Genomic DNA, 22,020 nt, shown 5'->3' with positions numbered 1-22,020 from the left:
AAATAAGCAACTAACCCGACAATGCACCCAAAGCCAAGCCATAAAAAGATTACCATTGCTTTTGTTCCTCCAAAAATTGATATAAATTATCCTAACAAGTGTGATGTTAAATTGGTGTAAAAAAACAGTTCCGTTCACTAATTAATTCTTAAAAAAATTAATAAATAATTTAACATCATCCCTAGAGTATGCTAAAATGAATTTTACCTTAATAATGTAACAGGAGTTTCGATATGCAGCGAAAGTGGCTTCTTACAATTTTGACAATCATTGATTTTACAGCTGTCATTTTAGTGACACATCCACTTATTGACATGTTCAAAAATGGCTTGCAATCGGATAGTGCTTTAAAGGCCGGTTTAATTATTGCAATTACAGGTTTAATCAATTTAACCTATGTCCGTGAGTAATTAATATACAAAATAAAACCACTTTAACGTAATTAAGCGTAAAAGTGGTTTTTAATTAGATTTTTTTTATAGAAAACATCAATTATCCTTTGTATGTTACAAAAATATAGACATTCGCAAATTACTCAGTATACTAAAATTGATAAGCATACTTTTAATAGTGAGGAATTATTTAATGTTCAAGCATCTAGAAACATTTTTTGCCGTCTTTGAAGGCCGTAGTTTCACCAAGGCTGCTGAAAAACTTTTTATTTCACAGCCCACCGTTTCTGTACATATTCGCCAACTTGAAGCTGAACTACATATGAAACTTTTCGAACGTAATGGTCGATCAGAAATCGTACCCACAGCTAATGGTGAAAAATTATATCAAAAATTACTCTTAATGCAAACCGAGTGGCGTAAAGCTATCTTTGAAATTTCACAAGAGCAACAACAAAAAAGTGTCCTCCGAATTATTACCACAGAACTTGCTAGTAGTACTTTTTTGCCAGACATTATTGCACTTATTAAGCAAACCGTCCCAACTTTAGCTTATCAAATCACCATTGCTCCCAATGACGAACTTTTCAATAAATTAGATACTAAACAATTTGATTTATTCTTGTCAGAAAAAGCTATTAATCATCTTAACTTTGAGTGTATTCCCGCGTTTAATGATGAATTGATTTTGGCCGGTGATCTGCAAGCTACTGAATGGATTGTGCCTAATTTAAACCATCCTGATTATCCATTTTTCCAAACATACTTCCGTGAAAAAGATTTATTTATTGATGATTCAATCAATGTTAATGATGATTTCACTCGGTTAAGTTTGGTGGCCCACCACGTTGGTAAAACTATTATTTCTAAAGCGTTAACCACTAGCACGCTTCCTACAACTAAACTTGATGCCCTATATTCACGGCCGATTTACTTAGCTTACCCAACCCAAGCAACCGATGAGATTATTTCAAATGCGATTACAACGATTGCTGCTAAGTACCAATAAATCCTTGACCTACGTTAGTTGTTAAAAAATAAAAGGGAGCGTGACAGAAGTCGGGCGATATCGAGAAATACACTAAAAATCCTCTATGAAGAAATTCTTCGTAGAGGATTTTGTCGTATTTCGAATATATCGGACTGCTGGAGCGCGTTTTGGCAGCAAATTACTACCAGAAAAGCGTTATGTCACAGCTCCTTTTTGATTCTATTAGAATTTGAAGGCTTCGTCAATTAGTCGATATTCTTCAGCCGTTAATTGTAGATTAGCACTCTTTGCGTTACTTAATACTTGCGTCGCAACCCGGGCCCCTGGAATAACCGCAGCAATCGCTGGATTGTGTAAATACCAAGCTAGGAGTACTTGCGCTACCGTCGCTTGATATTTACCAGCAATCGGTTTTATTCCATCAAGAGCCGTCAAAATTTGTTGATAACGTGGATTTTGGAAGTTTGGACGACCAAATTGCCAATCACCTTCACTAAATTGTTGATCAGGTGTGTACTTGCCAGTTAACAAACCTGAAGCTAGTGGAAAGTATGGGACAAATGAAATTTGATTAGCACTTAAATATGGGAATAAATCCGTTTCTGCTTGGCGTTCAACTAAGCTATACGCATCTTCAACCACATCAACATAGCCATCAACATTCGCTTCTTTTACTTGGTCAATACTAAAATTAGAAATTCCAATCGCCCGAATTTTACCGGCTTCCTTTAACTTTTGCAATGCCCCGACCGCTTCTGCTTTAGGGGTCGTTTCATCCGGAAAATGAATATAAAAGATATCTAAGTAATCGGTTTGGAGGCGGCGTAACGCATCATCAACTGACTGGGTTAAAAAGGTCGGCGTATTATTTAATTGTAATCCTTTTTGTGGATCATGAGCTGCTTTCGTGGCAATTGTTACTTTTGAACGGTCATAATCACGTAAAACTTGGCCAATTAAATTTTCAGACTGCCCCAAGCCATACATAAAAGCTGTATCCAATAAAGTAATCCCACTTGTCAAAGCTGCTTTTACAACTTCAATTCCATCTGCATCCTGTAAGTTAGGAAATAAATTATGGCCCCCAACTTTATTCGTTCCGAGACCTAATTTGGTCGTGATAACATCGGTTTTTCCAATTTTAATTTGTTCCATTAACATCTTCCCCGGCTTTCTTTACTGATAACTACATCGTAATTATAACCGTTTAATGTTAAAAGAGGTTAAATTTACCTAATTCAAACACTTATTTAACAAACCACGCCCGCCATTTTATTTCGGCTGGTAGATTAATAATAATTACCGCCCCAAGCGCTAAAATAGTACCAATTGCTTGCCAAAATTGAAAGCCAACATTCAGTAAAATAACCGCTAAAATCGTCGCAGTTAGTGGTTCAAACGTCCCTAACATACTAACCATGGCTGGTGATAAATAGTTCAAACTCATTAAATAACAAACATACGATAATAAGGTCCCAATAATGACAATTGCCACCACATAAGCCGCGGCTTGAACGTCAAAGTGCGCCGGCATTTTCCAAACTGGATGTTGGAAATTTGAAAAAATTCCGCCAATAAGCATGCCCCAGCCAACAATTGGTAACGGTGAATAACGTTGCAATAATCCCCGGGGAATTAATGTATATGCGACGGTTCCAAGCGTTGAAATTAAGCCCCAATAAATGGCCGCTTTGGGCACAACTAATTTTGCTAAATTACCATTTGTAATTAATAAAAAGACCCCGGCTAGTGAGATTATAATCGCAATTACTTCACTAACCCGTGGTAAAACGCGTTTAAAAGCTAATAATGCCAACACAATAATTGCTGGTGCTAACGCTTGTAAAATCGTACCCACCGCCGCATTACCATAGTAGACTGAAAAAATAAATGCGGTTTGAGATATGTAGACACCAAAAATTGCAAATAAAATTAATAAGATAACGTCGCGTTTATTACGCCAAATCGAAAATATCGGTTGTCGTTTAATACTCAAGTAGCCGAGTAAAATTATGCCAGTAAAGAACATCCGCACGGAAACTAACCATTCTGGTGCTACTGCAATATGATTAAACAACAAACTCGAACATGCCGCACTGATTCCAAAAAATGTTGCCCCTAATGCAGCTAACATTATTCCTAGATATTTTGAATTCATTTCATACTCCAAGTAGTTTAAAAATTTATAACAATAAGCATTATACCAGTTAAAGGTTTCCCAATGATACGTTTTATTAAAGTAAATTTACATAAAAAAAAGAAAAGATCATCAAGACCTTTCCTTCATAAAATTAACATGTATAAATATGTTAATCCTTATCAAATTTTTCTTTAACGTCTTCAACAACATCTTCGACTTTGTCTTTGATTTTGCCAAATACTCCTTGGGCCTTACCTTCTGCTTCACGGGCAGAATCGCCAGTGACTGAACCTTCAACCTCTTTTGCTTTGCCGACTACTTTGTCTTTTGCATTTTCGAGCTTATCTTCTAAAGCCATAATTATTCCCCCATCTTAATGATTATTTTATCAATATTGAACAATATTATTATCGCATTTATTACCGTTAAACCCAATTAATATGCTCAGGCCTTTTTTTGATGGGCAACATATTCATCAATTAAATACCCCATAACAAAACTGTCGTGGTAACGACCTTCTGCAAAGAAATGGTTTCGCAGACGGCCTTCTTCAATAAACCCTAATTTTTTATAAATATGGACCGCCGCTGCATTATCAACATCGACATATAAGTATACTTTGTGCATGTTGAGAACTTTGAAGGCGTATTCTACCCCTTTTGCAAGTGCTTGTTGGGCTAAGCCTTGTCCTTGAAATTTACTATCAACAATAATTTGAATTTCAGTATTACGGTGTAAATAATCAATATACATTAATTCAACAACACCAGCAAATTGGCCGTCAACATCAATCACAAACCGGCGTTCTGATTGATCTAAGACGTGTTTATCATACAAGATTTCTAATTCATCAAATGATGTGTATGGTTCTTCAAACCACAAAGCCATCACCCGACGGGCATTTTCTTGACGGTAAATATATTGCAAATCGCGTTTTTCCAATGGGCGAATGATCATAATTAACTCCTCTTAGATAATTTGTTAATTAACTGTTGCTTATTTTAAACCACAATAGCTAACCTTCAGAATTAGTTTACTTAATTAAAATAAAAACAAATATAAAAAACCTTAAATATTACACGCTTAATTTACCACTATTCACAACTATCGTCAAATGGTTAACGTTTTACCAAAAATTAATGATTTAACCTTTGACTATTACTGACCAATTAGGTATATTTAACTCAATCAACAAGTACTTACTTTATGTAAATAAAAAACCTCCTACCCAACAACTAGTAGGAGGAAATCAACATATAGTTAGCTTGGAGACTATCTAGAGTGTGACTTGGTCACATCTATAATATAGCATTTCGGAGGCTATGCGCCAAATATTTAGCTTACACATTTGACTTTAGCAAACGGTGCTCCAATTTTAGGAGGAAGCTCATGACTTCAATTTACGATTTTACTGTTACTGACGAACAAGGCAATGCCTACCAACTTGACCGGTATAAAGGTCAACCAATGATTATCGTTAATACTGCTACTAAATGTGGACTCGCACCGCAATTTAATGAACTTGAAACCCTTTATAAAAAGTACGCTGACCAAGGGCTAGTTGTGTTAGGTTTTCCTTCTAACCAATTTAAACAAGAAGAAAACACTACTGCCGCAGCGGCTGAGGCTTGTCGTATGACTTATGGAGTGACATTCCCCATGCACGATATTATTCAAGTTAACGGTGATAGTGCTAGTCCATTATTTAAATATTTGAAACACGAACAACCTGGTACCTTAGGTTCAGCAATTAAATGGAACTTTACGAAATTCCTCGTTGATAAAGACGGCCATGTTATTAAACGTTATGCACCGCAAACCGAACCAAGTAAAATTGAACCCGATCTACAAGCCGTTCTTTAATCCCCAAAATTTACGTAAATCCATGCTATAATCAGGCTGTTAACTTAAACTAGTAATGGGGGATTTAAGTATGGAAAATACGCATAAGGTTTTAGTTGTTACCTCTGAAAATATTGCTAATTACCGAATTGTCAAAACCTTTGGCGAAGTTTTTGGTCAAACTACCCGGTCACGAAATATTTTTTCAAACATTGGTCAACAATTGAAAAGTATTGTTGGCGGCGAAATTCGCGGTTACACTCAACTCCAAGATGATGCCCGCTTTGAAGCACTCGCACGTATGCAAGCCCAAGCCGCTGAGTTAGGTGCCAATGCGGTCATTATGTTCCGATTTGACACCAGTTCTAGTCAAATCGGGGATTCAGTGGCCGCTTATGGGACTGCCGTGCGCATTGAGCCAATTAATTAAAATAACTAAAAATAGAATATCCCGACTGAGTTTAAAAATGTGGTCGGGATATTCTATTTTAATTACTACTTTTGGGAATTCGCTCAGCTAACTGATATTTCAATAACCATGCCCACGCTTCTAACACAAAAATAATCGCTAACAATAATAATTTATAGGCTTCCACCATCGTGGTAAAATACTCAACCATTAAATAAACCAAAAATAAACCGATAATCGAAAAATTGTAATAACACAATCCCTTGGAAGTAACTACTTGCTTTGTCATATGTTTACATTTTATTCCTTGATTTAAAGCCCCTAACAACGTAATACTACCGATTAAAACTAATCCAAGTGTTAATAACCACATTCTGCTAGTACTCCTTAATTGAAATTATTATTTTTCATAATATCCTTTTTTTAATTACTTTAAGTATGAAAAAGTTAAATTTAAATAAAAAATTATTATTTATTCGCTGTAAATTTACAAGTCAGCCATTGCGCATTCATGTTACAATTAAGTTATATTTTCAATTTTGAGGTGCTTTTAATGTTTAGCAATTTAAAATCTGGTATTGTTGCCGCCGTTTTATTAGGAATTATTTTGGCATTTTTAGCAACTTTTGCCATCCTTCCGCTAAGTGATCACGGCACGCAAATTAGCCTCTTTGAGCTTCTTTTATCCCTAACAGCCATTGTGGGCTTTGGGTTAGTCGCCACCGGTTTACAATCCCGTTTATTCCCTAAAAATGGTAGTATTTTAGTTATTATGGCGATGTCAGTTACCTTTTTGATTGTGAGTTTATTACTCCGGTTAATTAGTAACTAAATAGCTGGCAACTAACTACTAAATAACCCCCTTGAAGAACGCTTCTTCAAGGGGGTTATTTGTGTGAAAAATGTTATCGCTAACCTTTTAGTCTGTCAAATTTGAATTAATACTTAGAATAAACCGGTAATTTTACCGTTTTCGTCAATATCAATATTATTGGCCGCTGGAACTTTAGGCAAACCTGGCATCGTTAAAATGTTACCCGTCATGGCCACAATAAAGCCGGCACCAAGCTTAGGGACAAATTCACGAATATGAATTGTAAAGTCAGTTGGGGCCCCTAAAGCTTTGGCATTATCAGATAATGAATATTGCGTCTTAGCCATTACAACCGGCAATTTATCCCACCCTTGGGCCGTAAATTGTTTTAATTGTGTTTTGGCTTTTGGCGCTAGTTCAATATCACGACCACCATAAATTTCAGTGACGATTTTTTCAATTTTAGTCGTTAATGCATCTTCAGCCGCGTAAAGTGGCTTGAATTCCGCAGCTTGCTCACAGCTATCAACGACCGCTTGAGCTAATTCAAGGGCCCCTTGACCACCTTGACCCCAGATATTAGCTAAGACTGCTTTAACCCCAAATTGTTCAGTGTAGGCTTGCACTAATTTAATTTCGGCATCAGTATCCGCTGTAAATTGGTTAATCGCTACGACAACTGGGACATTATAGCGTTGCATTGATTGAATATGCTTACCTAAGTTAGCCACCCCAGCTTCAAGTGCGGCCAAATCTTCAGTGTTTAATTCCTTCAATGGTTTACCACCATGCAATTTAAGGGCCCGAATTGTAGCCACAATCACAATGGTGTCCGGTGTTTTACCAAGTAAGGGTGTCTTGATATCAAGGAATTTTTCTCCACCAAGATCAGCCCCAAAGCCACCTTCTGTAATGGCATATTCACCTAATTGGATGGCTGCGCGCGTAGCTTGAATTGAGTTTGTACCTTGCGCGATATTAGCAAATGGTCCCCCATGAATAATTACAGGTGTGTGGGCCAATGTTTGGACCAAATTAGGCTTAATCGCATCTTTTAATAGGACCGTTAGTGCGCCGGCAACACCTAAATCAGCGACCGTTACTGGTACCTTATCATAAGTATAACCAATCACAATTCGGTTAATCCGAGCTTTTAAATCGGTCAAATCAGTTGAAAGGGTTAAAATTGCCATCAATTCAGATGCAACGGTAATATCAAAACCATCTTCGCGGACAACCCCACTGGTTGGACCACCCATCCCGATCACAATATTACGTAAGGCACGATCATTAATATCTAAAACACGTTTCCAAAGAATACGACGAGGATCAAGATTTAACGTATTACCTTGGTGTAAGTGGTTATCAATTAAAGCCGCCAACGTATTGTGGGCTGATGTAAGGGCGTGAAAATCACCCGTAAAATGGAGGTTAATATCATCCATTGGAATTACTTGGCTGTATCCACCACCAGTCGCGCCACCTTTCATCCCCATAACTGGGCCAAGTGATGGTTCCCGTAAGGCGATGACCGGTTGTTTACCAATCGCTGCTAAGCCATCCCCTAATCCAACGGTAACGGTAGATTTACCTTCACCAGCTGGCGTTGGGTTGATTGATGTTACCAAAATTAATTTACCATTTAATGGTGCGTCTTTTCGGTTTGACAAGTCTAACTTAGCCTTGTATTTACCGTATTGTTCGATTTCATCTTCAGTTAATCCGAGTTTTTCAGCAATCTTGACGATTGGTTCAATCTCTGCGGCTTGCGCGATTTCAATATCTGTTAACATGTAAGACTCCTTTACGAGCTGAAATTATTTTCCAAGTGCTTTGGCGCCAATATCATGACGGTATTGCAATGAAATATCAAGCTTATCTAAGTAATTATATACTACCTGTTGCGTTTCAAAAACACTTTTTGCATGACCGACAATGGTTGCAACCCGGCCACCGGCTGTTTGTAATTGACCATCAACTAACTTGACCCCAGCATAATCAATTGCTAGGGGGGTTGGCACAGCCATCGGTACCAAATAACCAGCCAATGGCTTGGTTGGATAACCGGGAGCTGCTAAGACCACCCCTAAATAAATGTCTGTTGCTTGCCACGTCGCTTGGACTTGCTTACCCGTAACGAGCCCATCAATTAATTGATAAAAATCACTCGTTAACTGAGGTATCACAACTTGGGCTTCGGGATCACCAAACCGGACATTAAATTCAATTACTTTTGGACCATTAGCCGTTAAAATTACACCAGTATACAAGATTCCTGTAAATGGGGTTCCTTCGGTGGCCATCGCATTGAGGGTGGGCTTCACTAACGTGGCAACGGCCGTATCAATTATCGACTGACTAATATGTGGTACGGGACTATAAGCGCCCATTCCACCGGTGTTAGGGCCACGATCACCATCTAAAAGCCGCTTATGATCTTGGGCAATGGGGGTTGTGATAATTTGATTTTTCCCAACAAAGGTAAAAATTGAAAATTCTTCACCGGCTAGAAATTCTTCGACCACGATTTGGGCATCAGCTTGCCGGGCATAAGCTGCTTGTAAAAATTGTTCAGCAGTCGCCATATCTTGACAAATGGTTACCCCTTTACCAAAAGCTAAACCATCTAATTTTAAAACAAGTGGCAACGATTGTTGATGGATATAGTCACTGGCGGCTTGATAATTCGTAAAAATTGCATATTTAGCAGTTGTAATTTGATATTTAGCCAATAAATTTTTGGTAAATGATTTCGATCCTTCCAACATCGCCGCGGCTTTAGTTGGCCCAAAAATTTTTAAATTCGCCGCATTAAATGCGTCCACTACCCCGGCAACAAGGGCATTTTCCATCCCCACAAGCGTCAACTCAATCGCATTAGTTTGCGCAAAAGTTACCAACTCAGCAATGGCATCCACGGCAATATCAACGGTTGTAATCGTATCCGTCACCATTCCCGGATTTCCTGGGGCCACAAAGACATGTTCCACGGTTGGACTACTAATTAACTGTTGGGCGAAAATGTGCTCGCGGGCACCATTACCAATTACTAAAACTTTAGCCATAATACCCTCACTAGTGTTTGAAGTGGCGGTTCTTTGAGAATACTAAGACCACCCCTAACTTGTTCGCCATATCAATTGAATCTTGGTCTTTAATTGAACCCCCTGGTTCGACAATGGCGGTAATACCGTTTTGAGCCGCAAACTCAACGGAATCACCCATTGGGAAGAATGCATCCGAAGCTAACACCGCATCCACAAACCCTGGCTTGGGTTGGGCTTTAGTCACGGCAATTTTAACTGAATCAATCCGATTTGGTTGTCCTGCCCCAACCCCAAGCGTTTGTTGGGCATTTGCGACCACAATGGCGTTTGATTTGACATGTTTAACGGCTCGTTGAGCAAAAACCATCGCTTCTAATTGAGCTGGGGTTGGTTGGGCCTCTGAAACAATTTCAAAGTCCGCGATATCTTCGGTTACCAAATCACGATCTTGCACTAACAGCCCCCCTAATACTGATACCACATCTTTAACTGGGGCAATTGCTTGATCCATTGGTAATGCCAAAATGCGTAAGTTTTTCTTCTTAGCTAAGACTGCAAACGCTTCATCAGTGTAGCTTGGGGCAATAATAATTTCTAAGAAAATTTTGTGCATTGCTTCAGCCGTCGCTAAATCAACTTCCCGGTTTAAGACGACAATCCCGCCAAAAATTGAAATGTCATCAGCTGCAAAAGCGCGTTCCCAGGCTGTGAAAATCGTATCTGCTTGGCCAATACCGGCAGGATTCATATGCTTGACCGTTACCACGGTTGGGCGACTATTAAAGTCCGCGGCAATCCGCAAGGCCGCATCGGCATCGCGTAAGTTGTTATATGATAACTTCTTACCGTGCATAATATCGGCACTTAAAATTGAATACGCTTCGGGTTGTTGGCTAACATAGGCCGTCGCTTGTTGGTGCGCATTTTCACCATAACGTAAAGTATCAAATTTTTCATACCCTAATGCTAAGTTGTCTGGAAACTCCTCTGTTGCTAAGTATTCACCAATTAAAGCGTCATAGGTAGCCGTGTGTTGGAACACCTTGGCAGCATATGCCCGCCGAATTGTTGGCGTTAACGCATCGTTGGCTAATAATTCAGCGGCTTGTTCATAATCCGCTGGATCAATAATTGGTAAAACGGCAGCGTGGTTTTTAGCTGCTGAACGTAACATTGATGGCCCACCAATGTCAATTTGTTCAATTGCATCGGCAAAGGTAATATCTGGTTGCGCAATAGTTGCTTTAAAAGGATATAAGTTAACAACAACCACATCAATTGGTTGAATATCATGGGCCGCAATCGTTGCCATATGTTCAGGCACATCACGCCGAGCTAGTAAGCCCCCATGCACTTTCGGATGTAAAGTCTTTACTCGCCCATCAAGCATTTCTGGAAAGCCAGTTACTTCATCAATTGAAATTACTGGTAATCCTGCTGCGGCTAAGGTTTTTAAAGTTCCACCAGTTGAAACTAGTTCAAACCCTTGTGCTTGTAGTTTAGTGGCAAATTCGACAATACCAGTTTTATCAAAAACACTCAAAAGTGCTCGTTTCATGATTGTGATTCTCCTTTTAGTTGTGCTTAATTAATTGGGCTAAAGTTGTAGGATATAAAACATGCTCAAGGGCATGAATTTTTGTAGCTAAAGTCGTAATCGTATCAGTTGGTTCAATTGTGACGGCTTGTTGGGCAATGATCGTCCCACTATCAATCCCGCTATCAACGTAATGAATTGTCACCCCAGTTTGGGATACTTGGGCTGCCAAAGCATCGTCAATGCCATGCCGGCCAGGAAAGGCGGGTAATAATGATGGATGAATATTAATTATTTTATTAGGATAGGCCGCCAATAATGTGCCGGTGATAATGCGCATAAAACCCGCTAAAGCAATTAATTCCACCGCATACTTTTGTAATTCCGTAACTAAAGCAGCTTCGGCTAATTCTTTCGTGGCAAAATCTTTATATTTAAGGTGAAAAACGGGAATATTACGCTCAACCGCCCGTTGTACGACAGGCGCACTAATTTTATCGACCACTAAAACTTCAATTTGGGCATCTAACTGGTCGTTTGCAATCGCATCAGCAATCGCGACAAAATTTGAACCAGTTCCGGAAGCAAATACCGCTAACTTAGTTGGCATAATTCAAAGCTCCTTGCATGGTTACTTGGTGAGTATTGTCAGGTACGACTTGCCCTAAAACGCTGACCGTTTCACCATGGGCGCTTAAATGGGCCATAACGTTCGCCACATCAGTTGGGCGGACAATTAACGTAAAACCAATACCGAGGTTAAAGGTCCGTAACATTTCCGTAGTTGATAAGCCACCTAATTGGCCAAGCCGTTTAAAGATGGCCGGGATTTGCCAACTTTGACTATCAAGTTGAGCACCTAAATTAGCACCAAGGGCCCGGGGTAAGTTTTCTAATAGTCCACCACCCGTAATATGCGCAGCTGCGACAATTAAACCTTGTTCAATTAATGGTAGGACTGCTTGAATATATAGCTTAGTAGGCGTCAACAAAGTTGCTTGGTCCGTCATGCTTAAATCCGCCCATTGTTTAGCTTGATCGGTTAATAATAGTTTACGGACTAATGAGTAACCATTTGAATGTAAACCACTCGATGCCAAACCTAAAATAACGTCGCCAGCTTGGACATTGTCGGGATTTAATAACTTGGCTTGATCAGCAATACCCACAGCAAAACCAGCTAAGTCATAGTGATTCTTAGCATATAAATCTGGTAGTTCGGCTGTTTCACCGCCAATCAAAGCCATTTGGGCTGCTTGGCAAGCTTGGGCAATTCCGGTAACAATTTCCGCAACTTTGGCTGGTTCAACCGTATTAATCCCCATATAATCAAGCATGAATAATGGTTTTGCGCCTTGAGCTAAAATATCATTAGCCACCATCGCAACTAGATCTTGGCCAATCGTGGCATGTTGATTGGCCGCAATTGCTAATAATAACTTTGAACCAACTCCATCAGCTCCAGAAATCAAAACTGGTTGCTGATAGCCCGTTGGTAATTTAAAAAGGCTCCCAAATCCACCTAAACCAGCTAACACATTGGCATTTTGCGTTGCGTTCACGGCCCCTTGCATCAATTCAACGGCTTTATTGCCGGCCGCAATATCTACTCCGGCTGTAGCGTATGCATCTTGCATGTTGGTTCCTCCATGTAATCAACTAAGTGGGCATCTTCAAAGGCTTGCATTGATTCAGCATAATCATAAATTGGTGATGGATAATGACCATCAAAGTACGCAGTTGTCAAACCAGTCCCGCTTGCTTGTTTTTGTAAGCCAATCGCATCAACTAAGCCATCCACACTTAAGAAGGCTAAACTATCGGCTTCAATTTTAGCGGTCATTTCGGCTAATGAATAATTAGCCGCCATGAGTTCTGCTGTTGTTTGCATATCAATCCCATAAAATGAAGGATATTTAAAGGCCGGCGAGGCGATCCGGACATGGACTTCTTTGGCACCGGCTTCACGGAGCATTCGAACAATATACATTGACGTAGTCCCCCGAACAATCGAATCATCAACCAAGACAACCCGCTTATCCTTGACCACGCTGGAAACCGCTGAAAGCTTCATCTTAACCGCGTGTTCACGGCGTTCTTGCGTGGGTTCAATAAAAGTGCGCGCAATATATTGATTCTTAACGAGTCCCATTTCATTTGGTAAATGTAATGCTTCGGCAAACCCAGAGGCCGCTGACAAGGATGAATTAGGGACCCCGACAACAATATCCGCTTCAACTGGTTGTTCCGCAGCTAAATTAGCTCCCATTCGTTTACGAGCCGTATGAACATTGACACCATAAATATCCGAATCTGGGCGGGCAAAATAAATATATTCCATTGCATCGATATGTAAATCCGTCGCTTCGGTGTAATGATCAATTTGCATCCCCGTATTATCAATTTTAATTAATTCACCTGGTTGCACGTTACGAATTAATTTAGCCCCAACAACATTTAAGGCAGCACTTTCACTAGCTGCGACATATTGACCAGTTGGTAGTTGACCAATTACAAATGGCCGGAAACCGTGAGGATCTAACGCCGCATACAAAGCATCGGGCGTTAACAATAAGAAAGCAAATCCACCCCGTAATTGATTAAGGGCTTCTTTAACTTTGGCGGTAAATGTTGGTGCTTGTGACCGACGAATTAAGTGCATTAAGATTTCAGAGTCCGAAGTTGATTGAAAAATTGCCCCTTGGTCTTCTAATTCACGTCGTAATGTTACTTGGTTAGTTAAGTTACCATTGTGAGCTAACGCTAGTTGACTATCACTAAAGTGGGCTAATAGCGGTTGAATATTTTCAATACTATTTGAGCCCGATGTGGCATAACGGACATGGCCAATTGCCGAAGTGGCTCCCATGATGTCACGCAACCGATCACCTTTACTAAAGACATCAGCTAACAAGCCTAAGCCGCGTTCTTGCCGTAAGCGGCCATCAATATTAGCCACAATCCCCGCACCTTCTTGGCCACGGTGTTGCAAGGCATGAAGGCCATAGTACGTCACTTCAGCAGCTTCCTTTGTCCCCCAAACTCCAAAAATTCCACATTCTTCATTTAAACCATTCACTGCGGTTTGCATTACTTTAGTAACCATCCAATTGCTTCTTTCCAGCTTGTGTAAGCTTCATTTTCTAAAATTTCAGTTGTCCCATCAGTCGTTGTCAATTTAAAAGTGCCATTATCCGTTACTTGGCCCACTAATTGCGCGGCAGTCCCCATATGTGCTTCAAAAGCAGCTTGATGGGCGGGATTAATTGACACAATAAACCGACTTTGGGTTTCACTAAACAATAAGGCGTCACTTAAATTAACGGCAACATCAAAGCCTAAATGTTGATCAAAGGCCGCTTCGGCTAAACCAACTGCCAAGCCACCTTCAGATAAATCATGAGCGCTAGTGATTAACCCAGCTTGAATGGCTGATAAGACAAGTTGTTGGTTCGTTAATTCTGCTTCGGCATCAAAGGCAAATAATTGGCCGTTGATTGTGCCCGTTTGCATTTTTTGAATTTCTGAACCATTAAAGGCCGCCGTCGTTGTCCCAACAACATAAATTGCATCGCCAGCTTGTTTGAAGCCTTGGGTCGTAATCGTTTGGTTATCAGTATGGAGCCCGACCATGCCAACCATCGGTGTTGGATAAATCGCTTCATCGTTATATTCGTTATATAGCGAAACATTTCCAGAAATCACGGGCGTGTTTAAGGCTTGGGCCATCTGATTGATTCCAGCAACAGATTGAGCTAATTCATAATAAACTTCTGGATTGTCAGGATTACCAAAATTCAAGCAATCCGTAATCCCAATTGGTAAAGCCCCAGAAGCAACAATATTACGGGCTGCTTCAGCCATTGCCATTTGGCCACCAACAAACGGATCTAGATACAAGTAACGACCATTGACGTCAGTTGTCATTGCTAAGGCTTTCTTCGTGCCCCGAATGCGCACAACCGCGGCATCACTACCTGGCCGGACGACTGTGTTAGTTTGAACCATTGAATCAAAGTGCCGGTAAAGGCTAGCTTTAGACGCAATTGTTGCTTGTTGTAAAATTTGTAAAAATGTTTGTTTTAAATTATCAATTTTTGGTACAAATTGTTCTTTGGCCGCGTTTTGTAAACGTTTAGGAGTAACGGCTGGTAAATTATATTTCGGTGCCGTTGTTAAATCTTGGGCATCGACTTGCGCCACAATTTCACCATTGAAATCAAGGCGATACAACCCATCATCGGTCACTTTTCCAATCACAACCGCATCTAACCCATATTCGGCAAATAAGGCAATCGCTTTGGCTTCACTCCCTTTTTTAATGACTAAGAGCATCCGTTCTTGTGATTCAGACAACATCAATTCGTATGGTGACATATTGGTTTCACGTTGGGGCACTAAATCAAGGTTTAAATGCACACCCATACCCGCTTTTGAAGCCATTTCAGCTGATGATGACACTAAGCCAGCGGCACCCATATCTTGAATACCAATCACATCTTCTGGATAGCGTTTAACAATCGCAATCGTGGCATCCATAACTAACTTTTCTGTGAATGGATCCCCAACTTGAACCGCAGAACGATCAGATTCTTCTTCATCAGAGAAGGCTGCTGAGGCAAAGGTGGCCCCATGAATCCCATCACGGCCAGTTTTAGCACCGACATACAAAATTGCGTTATCAACCCCTTTAGCTTGGCCAACTTTCATCGCATCTTGGTCAAGTAAGCCAACCGCCATGACATTAACTAACGGATTACCAGCATAAGTTTTATCAAAGGCAATTTCACCACCAACCGTTGGAATTCCAATCGCATTACCATAACCAGCGATACCAGCAATGACTTCATTAATTAAATACTTAGTCCGTTCGTTATCAATTTCACCAAAACGCAAGCTATCTAAAACAGCGATTGGTTGGGCCCCCATTGAAAAGATATCGCGTAAAATTCCGCCGACCCCAGTTGCGGCCCCTTCATATGGTTCAACCGCTGATGGGTGATTGTGACTTTCGGCCTTAAAAACCACCGCTTGATTATCACCAATATCTAAAATACCCGCACCTTCACCAGGGCCTTGGAGGACGCGTTCATTTTTTGACCAAAATGTGCGTAAAACTGGTTTTGATTTTTTATATGAACAGTGTTCACTCCACATCGCCGCAAACAAACCCGTTTCGGTATAGTTGGGTAAGCGGTCGAGCTTTTGACATACTAATTCGTATTCCGCATCCGTTAAGCCCCATGGCAAGTAAATTTTTTGATCGCGAATTTCAGTTGGAGTTGGTTCTGTGTACGTGTGCATCATGCCTTAATGGCCTCCTGTTGGTTTACTAAACTAGCAATAATTGAACTAAAGAAAGCCCGTCCATCGACATTGCCCAATAAGGCATCAACGGCACGTTCGGGGTGGGGCATCATGCCAAAGACATTCCCATTAGTATTCGTCACACCGGCAATATCGGCGATTGACCCGTTAGGATTGTCAGTATATGTAAATAAAATTTGTTGATTGGCTTGCATGGTCGCTAACGTTGCCGCATCGACATAGTAGTTTCCTTCACCATGGGCGATGGGGAATTGATTGATACTCTTAGTAAAGGCATTGGTAAATTTGGACGTCGTATTAACCACTTTTAAGCCCGTAACATCACAGATAAAACCTGGTTGGGTGTTCGTTTGTAAGGCCCCTGGTAACAACCCGGCTTCGGTTAAAATTTGGAAGCCATTACAAATGCCGACAATTATTTTACCTTGTTGATCAGCAGCTTTAATGGCTGCCATCACTGGTGCAAAGCGCGCAATGGCCCCCGTTCGTAAATAATCGCCATAGGAAAAACCACCCGGAATAAAAATCGCATCATAGGCGCTTAAATCAGTTACCGTGGCTGGTAAAATTTCAGTTTCAATTTCAAATTCATCAACCAAGGCATGGTACATGTCTAAATCACAGTTAGAACCAGGGAACGTAATCACAGCAGCTTTCATTAATTCACTCCTATTCAGTAATGGCTTCAATTTCGTAACGGAAAACTTCCATATTGACGTTGATTAACAACTTTTCACTAAATGCTTGTACTTCTTGTTCAACACTTGCCAAATCGGTCCCGGCTAATTTAATTTCAAAGTATTTACCCATAACAACATCTTGTACCCCGTTAAAGTCCATGCGTTGTAAAGCATCTTTGACCGTTTCACCTTTCGGATCAAGAATTGATGGTTTGTAAGTCACGTAAATTTTAGCTAAAAACATGTGTTGTTCTCCTCAATTATTTTTCTGTAAATAGGGTTGTTAAGCGATCTAAAACAGTTTGGTAGCCCACCGTGACATCACCAAGATTATTACGGAAAACATCTTTATCCAATGAATGCCCGGTTGCGTCATCAATCAAACGCATATTATCGGGTGATAATTCATCAGCTAAAATTAACTGGTGATCGGTTGTGTAGCCAAATTCTAATTTAAAGTCGATTAAAGTGATGCCAATTTGTTTAAAGACGTTACTTAATAACACGTTGACGATATCCGCTTGACCACGTAGCGTTACTAATTCAGCTTCAGTGGCAATCTCTAAAGCCGTAATTTGTTCATCGTTCATAAATGGATCATCAAGGGCATCATCTTTGAAATAGAATTCATGAACATTTGGTACGAGATGTTTCATCTTAGGGGCATTGTATTTCGTGACAAAATGTCCCGCTGCATAGTTACGAACCACGACTTCAATCGGCAAAATTTTAACTTGTTTCACAAGTTGTACTGTCGGTGAAAGCTGTTCTAAATAGTGATTAACAATCCCTTGCTTAGTTAAATACTTAAATAATAAATCGGAAATGGCACTATTTAATTGCCCTTTATTCGCAATTTGTTCTTTGCGTTTTCCATTGAGCGCCGTTGCTTGATTCGTATATTCCACCCATAAAACTTCTGGTGTATCGGTGCCAAAAACATTTTTAGCTTTTCCCGTGTATAAAAGCGGACCCTTTTGCATTTGTTTTACTCCTTATTTTCTGCTAACCACGTTAAATTTTGGTTGATATTAGTGTTACCTAAGACCGTATAGTGCCCTAATTTACGACTAGGTCGAATTTCGGCTTTACCATAATCATGAAAATGCCATTCTGGATGGTGACTTAATTGGGTGCGGGCTTGGACCAATTGATCACCAAGTAAATTATGCATTAAGGCTGGTTGTTGTAAGGTTAATGCCGCAATTGGTAACCCCGCAATACTGCGAATATGGCCTTCAAACTGAGACACATTGACCGCTTCAATTGAATAATGGCCTGAATTATGGGGGCGTGGTGCTAATTCGTTTACTAGCACTTCGCCATTAGCTGTCACAAACATTTCAATCCCTAACACGCCACGTAGTTCAAATGCTTGTGCTAAAGTTTGCGCAATTTGGTGGACCTTTCCGGTCACTGCATCACTAACGTTGGCCGGTGCAATGGTGGTTTGTAAAATATGATTAGCATGTATATTTTCGACAACGGGCCATATATGAACCGTTCCTTGACCGTCAATCGTGACCATCACCGAAATTTCTTTTTCAAAACTAATCCGTTTTTCTAAAATTGCGGGCGCCGCTTGATATAATTCCGCAGCGGCTTTAATATCTTCCAGCGTGTTAACATCACATTGGCCGTGACCATCATAGCCCCCAGTGGTAGTCTTTAAAATTCCTGGTAAACATTGGGCAATTGCTTGCGGTTGTTCTGCGATAGTCGTCGCCGAAATTTCAATAAAGTTAACGGTTGGAATTCCTAATGACCGTAAATTATTTTTTTCCACGAGGCGATTACGGGTTAAACGTAATAACTCCGTGCCTTGGGGTAATTCCGTGAATTGTGTGGCCGCCTTTAACGCCGCTAAATCAACATTTTCAAATTCATATGTCAAAACATCAACTTGCTTAGCAAACTCAATTAAAGCGGCTTGGTCATAATAGGCGGCGAGCATTTGAAAATCACTAACTTGGCCAGCCGGTGAATTCGGTGTGGGATCAAGAATACCCACATGATATCCCATGCTTTTGGCGCTTAAAGCTAACATTTGCCCTAATTGACCGCCGCCGATAATCCCAATCGTTTGCGGTGGTAAAATCACTTTAGTCATCAAGGAGAGCCTCACTTTCAATTGCACTAGTGGTTTGTCGTTGCCGGAAAGTTGCCAAGCGGCCGGCCAGTTGTTCATCGGTAGTTGCCCCAATTTGGGCTGCCAACAACGCAGCATTTTTAGCCCCTGCTGAGCCGATGGCAACAGTTGCCACCGGAATACCAGCTGGCATTTGCACAATTGATAGCAATGAATCTAGACCACTAAGTGCCTTAGATTGGACTGGGACCCCGATTACTGGCAATGTCGTATTAGCAGCGAGCATGCCTGGTAAATGGGCCGCCCCGCCAGCCCCAGCGATAATCACATGATAGCCATTATCGCGTGCTGATAAGCCAAATGTCTGTAGTTCGGTGGGCATCCGATGTGCTGAAATTACATGCTTCGTAAATTCAACGCCTAATTCGGTTAAAACCTCTGTACTCAACTTCATTGTTGGCCAATCTGATACCGAACCCATGATAACCGCAACTTTCACTTCATCTCTCCTTTTATCGTTCGTGTTTTTTAACAACAACTAATTAATAAAGCTATGATAACTAAAAAATAAAGTAAAATCAATACATTTATGTTTATAAATTTAGATATAGTTCGTTTTTTAATGAAAAAACGTGTAAAAAAACGCCAAAAAAGGCTAATCTTCCGTAAAAGATTAGCCTTTTTTAATTTTTATTATTTAATAAGTTTTAGTTTAAGCGACCAGCAAAAGTTGGTGCTCCCATGTGGTTAACATTAACTCCGACACGTGGGTTAACGGCATTAATAAAGTTACCATTACCTAAAGAAATCGCCACGTGATAAGCACGACCACGACCACCCCAGAATAAAAGATCACCAGCTTTAGCATCGCGAACATTAATTGGTCGTACAACTAGTGACATTTGTGCAGCTGTCCGTGGTAAGTTCTTACCAGCACCATTTCGGAAAACATATTGAACAAAACCTGAACAATCAAACCCACGTGGTGTAGTACCACCCCAAACATAGCGTGTGCCGACAAAACGACGGGCATAATTAGCAACCCCAGCATATTTACTTTGCGTGTTGTTAAATTGACTTGCATGCGTTGTTGTGTGGGTTGTCGCCATAGTTGTGACGCTAACTCCTAAAATCACAGCGATAGTTAAGAATAATGTTCGTAGTTTTTTCATTTTATAATCTTCCTTTAATTAATTAATTTTTTCTTCGTTTTTTTATAATATAGTTATAGTACTAAAGAAAAATGACAAAACGATTACAAACATGCAACATTTCCACACATTTTTTACGATACAATACAATATTCAAACTCTTTCATTCGCATTTTTAAAATCATTCTGGTATAACTAAGCCATATACTTAAAAATATTATTGATCGGAGTAAATCATGCGCAAAAAAGATTTAATCTTTGTCTCAATTGCTATCATTCTGGTGTTTATCTCGCTAATTAGTTGGGTGGTTAATAAACCTGAACTGGCTATCATTGCTAGTAATGGTGGTGTCGTTTTATTAACAATTGTCTATCTTTGGAACAATCGCCACGAATACTAACAAAAAAAAGCCCTTAATTCTTACGAATTAAGGGCTTTTTTTCAGTAATCAAAGTCAAGCTAGCTTAACTTAATTAATCCATCGAATGGGTTTAAATTACTTAGTAAACTTAGCATCGTGGAATTTCTTCATGATGCCAGCTTTTGAAAGAAGGTTCTTTACAGTATCTGAAGGTTGAGCACCGTTGTTCAACCAGTTCATGATGCTTTCTTCTTCCAACTTAACTTCTGCTGGTTCAACCAATGGGTTGTAAGTACCAACAGTTTCGATGAAGCGACCATCACGTGGTGAACGTGAGTCAGCAACAACGACACGGTAGAATGGGCGCTTCTTAGAACCCATACGTTTAAGACGAATCTTAACTGCCATAATATAATTTCCTCCTGTAATTTATCTACGAGTAATAATATACCAAATAAATCAACACGTGTAAAGCTTTTTTACTTTACACGTGTAATTTTTTTTAATTTTTTTGCTAAACAACCTTTATTACCCCTAATTTAGCGGGCTCCAAAGGAAGTTGATGTGGCCAAGGCACCCATAATGGCCCCAATACTGGCACCACCAATGCCACCACCACCGCCACTAGGGGTTTCCATTGTCGGTAGGACTGCGCTTGGACTAGGACTATTAACTGGCATTTTTTTAGTAAGCTGGTCTGCTTTACTAAACCCGAGCTTGTGTTGAATGGTGGTCATTATTTGTTGGCCCCGGGCCAAATAACTTGCTAGCGGCTGCTTATTTGGTGTTTGACTATGCGTTTGCTTTTGAGCGGGCTGTTGGCTAAGTGTGCGTTTGTGGGATACAACAGCCTGGTTATTTGAGGCCCTCCCAAGCTTGTGGTTGCTTGATACGTCCTGATTAAGCGTTGGTGCTAATATTTGGCGCATAAGGTTATTTACATCGAGTAGGGCTTTATTTTGCGCGGGCATTTGTGTGGGTTGTTCATTAGTTTGACTTATTACTTGTGGCTCATTTGGTAACAGCTTATTGTTAATAATCTCCATCTTCGCCTCATTTGCATGTGCATTCACTGGAACCACATTAAACGTTAGCTGCGTATTATTAGCAGTTGTGTTACTAATTACAAAGGGGTTGTGACATAACCCTATAAAAAAAGGGCCACTAAATGAAATTTTAAATTTCATTTAGTGGCCCTTTTAGATATAATCAAAAGAAAAAAGCATCGGGTGCAACCA

The 22,020-nt window shown here is 40.1% G+C and carries 26 protein-coding genes; 6 read left to right on the top strand and 20 right to left on the bottom strand.

Going from position 1 to position 22,020, the window contains the following annotated elements; genetic code table 11:
- Nucleotides 1-233 precede the first annotated feature (233 nt).
- Both LQZ76_RS06920 and LQZ76_RS06915 read left to right on the top strand, forming a co-directional pair.
- Nucleotides 234-410 (top strand): hypothetical protein, encoded by a 177-nt coding sequence (locus LQZ76_RS06920; protein WP_230099020.1) that lies wholly within the window; start codon nucleotides 234-236, stop codon nucleotides 408-410.
- Nucleotides 411-585: 175 nt separating this feature from the next.
- Complete coding sequence (locus LQZ76_RS06915) at nucleotides 586-1,401, top strand: LysR family transcriptional regulator (protein WP_230099019.1); 816 nt, start codon at nucleotides 586-588, stop codon at nucleotides 1,399-1,401.
- 204 nt (nucleotides 1,402-1,605) lie between these two features.
- On the opposite strand, the gene LQZ76_RS06910 is transcribed toward LQZ76_RS06915, so the two are convergent.
- The 4 genes from LQZ76_RS06910 to LQZ76_RS06895 all read right to left on the bottom strand — a co-directional run bounded on the left by LQZ76_RS06910 (nucleotide 1,606) and on the right by LQZ76_RS06895 (nucleotide 4,480).
- A complete protein-coding gene (locus tag LQZ76_RS06910) occupies nucleotides 1,606-2,538 on the bottom strand; it encodes an aldo/keto reductase (RefSeq protein ID WP_230099018.1) in 933 nt (310 codons plus the stop codon).
- Nucleotides 2,539-2,629: 91 nt separating this feature from the next.
- Nucleotides 2,630-3,541: a DMT family transporter gene (locus LQZ76_RS06905; protein WP_230099017.1), complete on the bottom strand. Its 912-nt coding sequence runs from the start codon at nucleotides 3,539-3,541 to the stop codon at nucleotides 2,630-2,632.
- Nucleotides 3,542-3,692: 151 nt separating this feature from the next.
- Nucleotides 3,693-3,881 (bottom strand): CsbD family protein, encoded by a 189-nt coding sequence (locus LQZ76_RS06900; RefSeq protein ID WP_230099016.1) that lies wholly within the window; start codon nucleotides 3,879-3,881, stop codon nucleotides 3,693-3,695.
- A gap of 86 nt (nucleotides 3,882-3,967) precedes the next feature.
- Nucleotides 3,968-4,480, bottom strand: a complete 513-nt coding sequence (locus tag LQZ76_RS06895) for a GNAT family N-acetyltransferase (RefSeq protein WP_230099015.1) — start codon at nucleotides 4,478-4,480, stop codon at nucleotides 3,968-3,970.
- A 432-nt stretch (nucleotides 4,481-4,912) separates the two neighbouring features.
- On the opposite strand from LQZ76_RS06895, the gene LQZ76_RS06890 reads away from it, so the two are divergent.
- A complete protein-coding gene (locus tag LQZ76_RS06890) occupies nucleotides 4,913-5,386 on the top strand; it encodes a glutathione peroxidase (protein ID WP_230099014.1) in 474 nt (157 codons plus the stop codon).
- Nucleotides 5,387-5,456: 70 nt separating this feature from the next.
- Nucleotides 5,457-5,795: a heavy metal-binding domain-containing protein gene (locus tag LQZ76_RS06885; protein ID WP_230099013.1), complete on the top strand. Its 339-nt coding sequence runs from the start codon at nucleotides 5,457-5,459 to the stop codon at nucleotides 5,793-5,795.
- A gap of 58 nt (nucleotides 5,796-5,853) precedes the next feature.
- Here LQZ76_RS06885 and LQZ76_RS06880 read toward each other — a convergent pair whose 3' ends face one another.
- On the bottom strand, nucleotides 5,854-6,147 hold the full coding sequence (locus tag LQZ76_RS06880) for a hypothetical protein (RefSeq protein ID WP_230099012.1): 294 nt from the start codon (nucleotides 6,145-6,147) through the stop codon (nucleotides 5,854-5,856).
- 180 nt (nucleotides 6,148-6,327) lie between these two features.
- Between LQZ76_RS06880 and LQZ76_RS06875 the strand changes: the two genes are divergently transcribed.
- Entirely contained in the window at nucleotides 6,328-6,606 is a 279-nt protein-coding gene (locus tag LQZ76_RS06875; protein ID WP_230099011.1) for a hypothetical protein, read from the top strand.
- Between the two features lie 113 nt (nucleotides 6,607-6,719).
- On the opposite strand, the gene LQZ76_RS06870 is transcribed toward LQZ76_RS06875, so the two are convergent.
- The 13 genes from LQZ76_RS06870 to LQZ76_RS06810 all read right to left on the bottom strand — a co-directional run bounded on the left by LQZ76_RS06870 (nucleotide 6,720) and on the right by LQZ76_RS06810 (nucleotide 20,441).
- On the bottom strand, nucleotides 6,720-8,381 hold the full coding sequence (locus tag LQZ76_RS06870) for a formate--tetrahydrofolate ligase (RefSeq protein WP_230099010.1): 1,662 nt from the start codon (nucleotides 8,379-8,381) through the stop codon (nucleotides 6,720-6,722).
- 24 nt (nucleotides 8,382-8,405) lie between these two features.
- Nucleotides 8,406-9,653, bottom strand: a complete 1,248-nt coding sequence (gene purD, locus LQZ76_RS06865) for a phosphoribosylamine--glycine ligase (RefSeq protein ID WP_230099009.1) — start codon at nucleotides 9,651-9,653, stop codon at nucleotides 8,406-8,408.
- Nucleotides 9,654-9,663: 10 nt separating this feature from the next.
- Nucleotides 9,664-11,193 (bottom strand): bifunctional phosphoribosylaminoimidazolecarboxamide formyltransferase/IMP cyclohydrolase, encoded by a 1,530-nt coding sequence (gene purH, locus LQZ76_RS06860; RefSeq protein ID WP_230099008.1) that lies wholly within the window; start codon nucleotides 11,191-11,193, stop codon nucleotides 9,664-9,666.
- A 16-nt stretch (nucleotides 11,194-11,209) separates the two neighbouring features.
- Nucleotides 11,210-11,782: a phosphoribosylglycinamide formyltransferase gene (gene purN / locus LQZ76_RS06855; protein ID WP_230099007.1), complete on the bottom strand. Its 573-nt coding sequence runs from the start codon at nucleotides 11,780-11,782 to the stop codon at nucleotides 11,210-11,212.
- Entirely contained in the window at nucleotides 11,772-12,809 is a 1,038-nt protein-coding gene (gene purM / locus LQZ76_RS06850) for a phosphoribosylformylglycinamidine cyclo-ligase (RefSeq protein ID WP_230099006.1), read from the bottom strand. The genes purN and purM overlap by 11 nt, the downstream gene beginning before the upstream one ends.
- A complete protein-coding gene (gene purF / locus LQZ76_RS06845) occupies nucleotides 12,779-14,278 on the bottom strand; it encodes an amidophosphoribosyltransferase (protein WP_230099005.1) in 1,500 nt (499 codons plus the stop codon). Before purF ends, purM begins: the two co-directional genes overlap by 31 nt.
- Entirely contained in the window at nucleotides 14,263-16,476 is a 2,214-nt protein-coding gene (gene purL / locus LQZ76_RS06840) for a phosphoribosylformylglycinamidine synthase subunit PurL (protein ID WP_230099029.1), read from the bottom strand. Before purL ends, purF begins: the two co-directional genes overlap by 16 nt.
- Nucleotides 16,476-17,159, bottom strand: a complete 684-nt coding sequence (gene purQ, locus LQZ76_RS06835) for a phosphoribosylformylglycinamidine synthase subunit PurQ (protein WP_230099004.1) — start codon at nucleotides 17,157-17,159, stop codon at nucleotides 16,476-16,478. Before purQ ends, purL begins: the two co-directional genes overlap by 1 nt.
- Before the next feature lie 10 nt (nucleotides 17,160-17,169).
- Nucleotides 17,170-17,424 carry a phosphoribosylformylglycinamidine synthase subunit PurS gene (purS, locus tag LQZ76_RS06830; RefSeq protein ID WP_230099003.1) on the bottom strand — a complete coding sequence of 85 codons (255 nt, stop codon included), beginning with the start codon at nucleotides 17,422-17,424 and terminating at the stop codon, nucleotides 17,170-17,172.
- Nucleotides 17,425-17,440: 16 nt separating this feature from the next.
- The gene (locus LQZ76_RS06825) at nucleotides 17,441-18,163 is read right to left on the bottom strand and encodes a phosphoribosylaminoimidazolesuccinocarboxamide synthase (protein ID WP_230099002.1); all 723 of its coding nucleotides are present in this window, start codon (nucleotides 18,161-18,163) and stop codon (nucleotides 17,441-17,443) included.
- Nucleotides 18,164-18,168: 5 nt separating this feature from the next.
- A complete protein-coding gene (gene purK, locus LQZ76_RS06820) occupies nucleotides 18,169-19,290 on the bottom strand; it encodes a 5-(carboxyamino)imidazole ribonucleotide synthase (protein WP_230099001.1) in 1,122 nt (373 codons plus the stop codon).
- Nucleotides 19,283-19,768 (bottom strand): 5-(carboxyamino)imidazole ribonucleotide mutase, encoded by a 486-nt coding sequence (gene purE / locus LQZ76_RS06815; protein ID WP_290368171.1) that lies wholly within the window; start codon nucleotides 19,766-19,768, stop codon nucleotides 19,283-19,285. The genes purK and purE overlap by 8 nt, the downstream gene beginning before the upstream one ends.
- Nucleotides 19,769-19,976: 208 nt before the next feature.
- Nucleotides 19,977-20,441 (bottom strand): C40 family peptidase, encoded by a 465-nt coding sequence (locus tag LQZ76_RS06810; RefSeq protein WP_230099000.1) that lies wholly within the window; start codon nucleotides 20,439-20,441, stop codon nucleotides 19,977-19,979.
- A gap of 215 nt (nucleotides 20,442-20,656) precedes the next feature.
- Here LQZ76_RS06810 and LQZ76_RS06805 point away from each other — a divergent pair, with 215 nt between their 5' ends.
- Nucleotides 20,657-20,821 (top strand): hypothetical protein, encoded by a 165-nt coding sequence (locus LQZ76_RS06805; protein WP_230098999.1) that lies wholly within the window; start codon nucleotides 20,657-20,659, stop codon nucleotides 20,819-20,821.
- 96 nt (nucleotides 20,822-20,917) lie between these two features.
- Here the strand turns inward: LQZ76_RS06805 and rpsP are convergent, their stop codons facing one another.
- Both rpsP and LQZ76_RS06795 read right to left on the bottom strand, forming a co-directional pair.
- Nucleotides 20,918-21,190, bottom strand: a complete 273-nt coding sequence (gene rpsP / locus LQZ76_RS06800; protein ID WP_168722487.1) for a 30S ribosomal protein S16 — start codon at nucleotides 21,188-21,190, stop codon at nucleotides 20,918-20,920.
- Between the two features lie 131 nt (nucleotides 21,191-21,321).
- A complete protein-coding gene (locus LQZ76_RS06795) occupies nucleotides 21,322-21,828 on the bottom strand; it encodes a hypothetical protein (RefSeq protein ID WP_230098998.1) in 507 nt (168 codons plus the stop codon).
- Between the last annotated feature and the right edge of the window lie 192 nt (nucleotides 21,829-22,020).

This window comes from Periweissella ghanensis, assembly GCF_918814755.1.
GTDB classification, from domain to species: domain Bacteria; phylum Bacillota; class Bacilli; order Lactobacillales; family Lactobacillaceae; genus Periweissella; species Periweissella ghanensis.
The sequence above is the reverse complement of the archived record's forward strand: the minus strand, read 5'-3'. Positions and strand labels throughout refer to the sequence as shown.

What these genes read in the sequence shown, in the direction of transcription:
- LQZ76_RS06920 (WP_230099020.1), top strand. Translation starts at nt 234, where the DNA reads ATGCAGCGAAAGTGGCTTCTTACAATTTTGACAATCATTGATTTTACA.
- LQZ76_RS06915 (WP_230099019.1), top strand. Translation starts at nt 586, where the DNA reads ATGTTCAAGCATCTAGAAACATTTTTTGCCGTCTTTGAAGGCCGTAGT.
- LQZ76_RS06910 (WP_230099018.1), bottom strand. Translation starts at nt 2,538, where the DNA reads ATGGAACAAATTAAAATTGGAAAAACCGATGTTATCACGACCAAATTA.
- LQZ76_RS06905 (WP_230099017.1), bottom strand. Translation starts at nt 3,541, where the DNA reads ATGAATTCAAAATATCTAGGAATAATGTTAGCTGCATTAGGGGCAACA.
- LQZ76_RS06900 (WP_230099016.1), bottom strand. Translation starts at nt 3,881, where the DNA reads ATGGCTTTAGAAGATAAGCTCGAAAATGCAAAAGACAAAGTAGTCGGC.
- LQZ76_RS06895 (WP_230099015.1), bottom strand. Translation starts at nt 4,480, where the DNA reads ATGATCATTCGCCCATTGGAAAAACGCGATTTGCAATATATTTACCGT.
- LQZ76_RS06890 (WP_230099014.1), top strand. Translation starts at nt 4,913, where the DNA reads ATGACTTCAATTTACGATTTTACTGTTACTGACGAACAAGGCAATGCC.
- LQZ76_RS06885 (WP_230099013.1), top strand. Translation starts at nt 5,457, where the DNA reads ATGGAAAATACGCATAAGGTTTTAGTTGTTACCTCTGAAAATATTGCT.
- LQZ76_RS06880 (WP_230099012.1), bottom strand. Translation starts at nt 6,147, where the DNA reads ATGTGGTTATTAACACTTGGATTAGTTTTAATCGGTAGTATTACGTTG.
- LQZ76_RS06875 (WP_230099011.1), top strand. Translation starts at nt 6,328, where the DNA reads ATGTTTAGCAATTTAAAATCTGGTATTGTTGCCGCCGTTTTATTAGGA.
- LQZ76_RS06870 (WP_230099010.1), bottom strand. Translation starts at nt 8,381, where the DNA reads ATGTTAACAGATATTGAAATCGCGCAAGCCGCAGAGATTGAACCAATC.
- purD (WP_230099009.1), bottom strand. Translation starts at nt 9,653, where the DNA reads ATGGCTAAAGTTTTAGTAATTGGTAATGGTGCCCGCGAGCACATTTTC.
- purH (WP_230099008.1), bottom strand. Translation starts at nt 11,193, where the DNA reads ATGAAACGAGCACTTTTGAGTGTTTTTGATAAAACTGGTATTGTCGAA.
- purN (WP_230099007.1), bottom strand. Translation starts at nt 11,782, where the DNA reads ATGCCAACTAAGTTAGCGGTATTTGCTTCCGGAACTGGTTCAAATTTT.
- purM (WP_230099006.1), bottom strand. Translation starts at nt 12,809, where the DNA reads ATGCAAGATGCATACGCTACAGCCGGAGTAGATATTGCGGCCGGCAAT.
- purF (WP_230099005.1), bottom strand. Translation starts at nt 14,278, where the DNA reads ATGGTTACTAAAGTAATGCAAACCGCAGTGAATGGTTTAAATGAAGAA.
- purL (WP_230099029.1), bottom strand. Translation starts at nt 16,476, where the DNA reads ATGCACACGTACACAGAACCAACTCCAACTGAAATTCGCGATCAAAAA.
- purQ (WP_230099004.1), bottom strand. Translation starts at nt 17,159, where the DNA reads ATGAAAGCTGCTGTGATTACGTTCCCTGGTTCTAACTGTGATTTAGAC.
- purS (WP_230099003.1), bottom strand. Translation starts at nt 17,424, where the DNA reads ATGTTTTTAGCTAAAATTTACGTGACTTACAAACCATCAATTCTTGAT.
- LQZ76_RS06825 (WP_230099002.1), bottom strand. Translation starts at nt 18,163, where the DNA reads ATGCAAAAGGGTCCGCTTTTATACACGGGAAAAGCTAAAAATGTTTTT.
- purK (WP_230099001.1), bottom strand. Translation starts at nt 19,290, where the DNA reads ATGACTAAAGTGATTTTACCACCGCAAACGATTGGGATTATCGGCGGC.
- LQZ76_RS06810 (WP_230099000.1), bottom strand. Translation starts at nt 20,441, where the DNA reads ATGAAAAAACTACGAACATTATTCTTAACTATCGCTGTGATTTTAGGA.
- LQZ76_RS06805 (WP_230098999.1), top strand. Translation starts at nt 20,657, where the DNA reads ATGCGCAAAAAAGATTTAATCTTTGTCTCAATTGCTATCATTCTGGTG.
- rpsP (WP_168722487.1), bottom strand. Translation starts at nt 21,190, where the DNA reads ATGGCAGTTAAGATTCGTCTTAAACGTATGGGTTCTAAGAAGCGCCCA.
- LQZ76_RS06795 (WP_230098998.1), bottom strand. Translation starts at nt 21,828, where the DNA reads ATGGAGATTATTAACAATAAGCTGTTACCAAATGAGCCACAAGTAATA.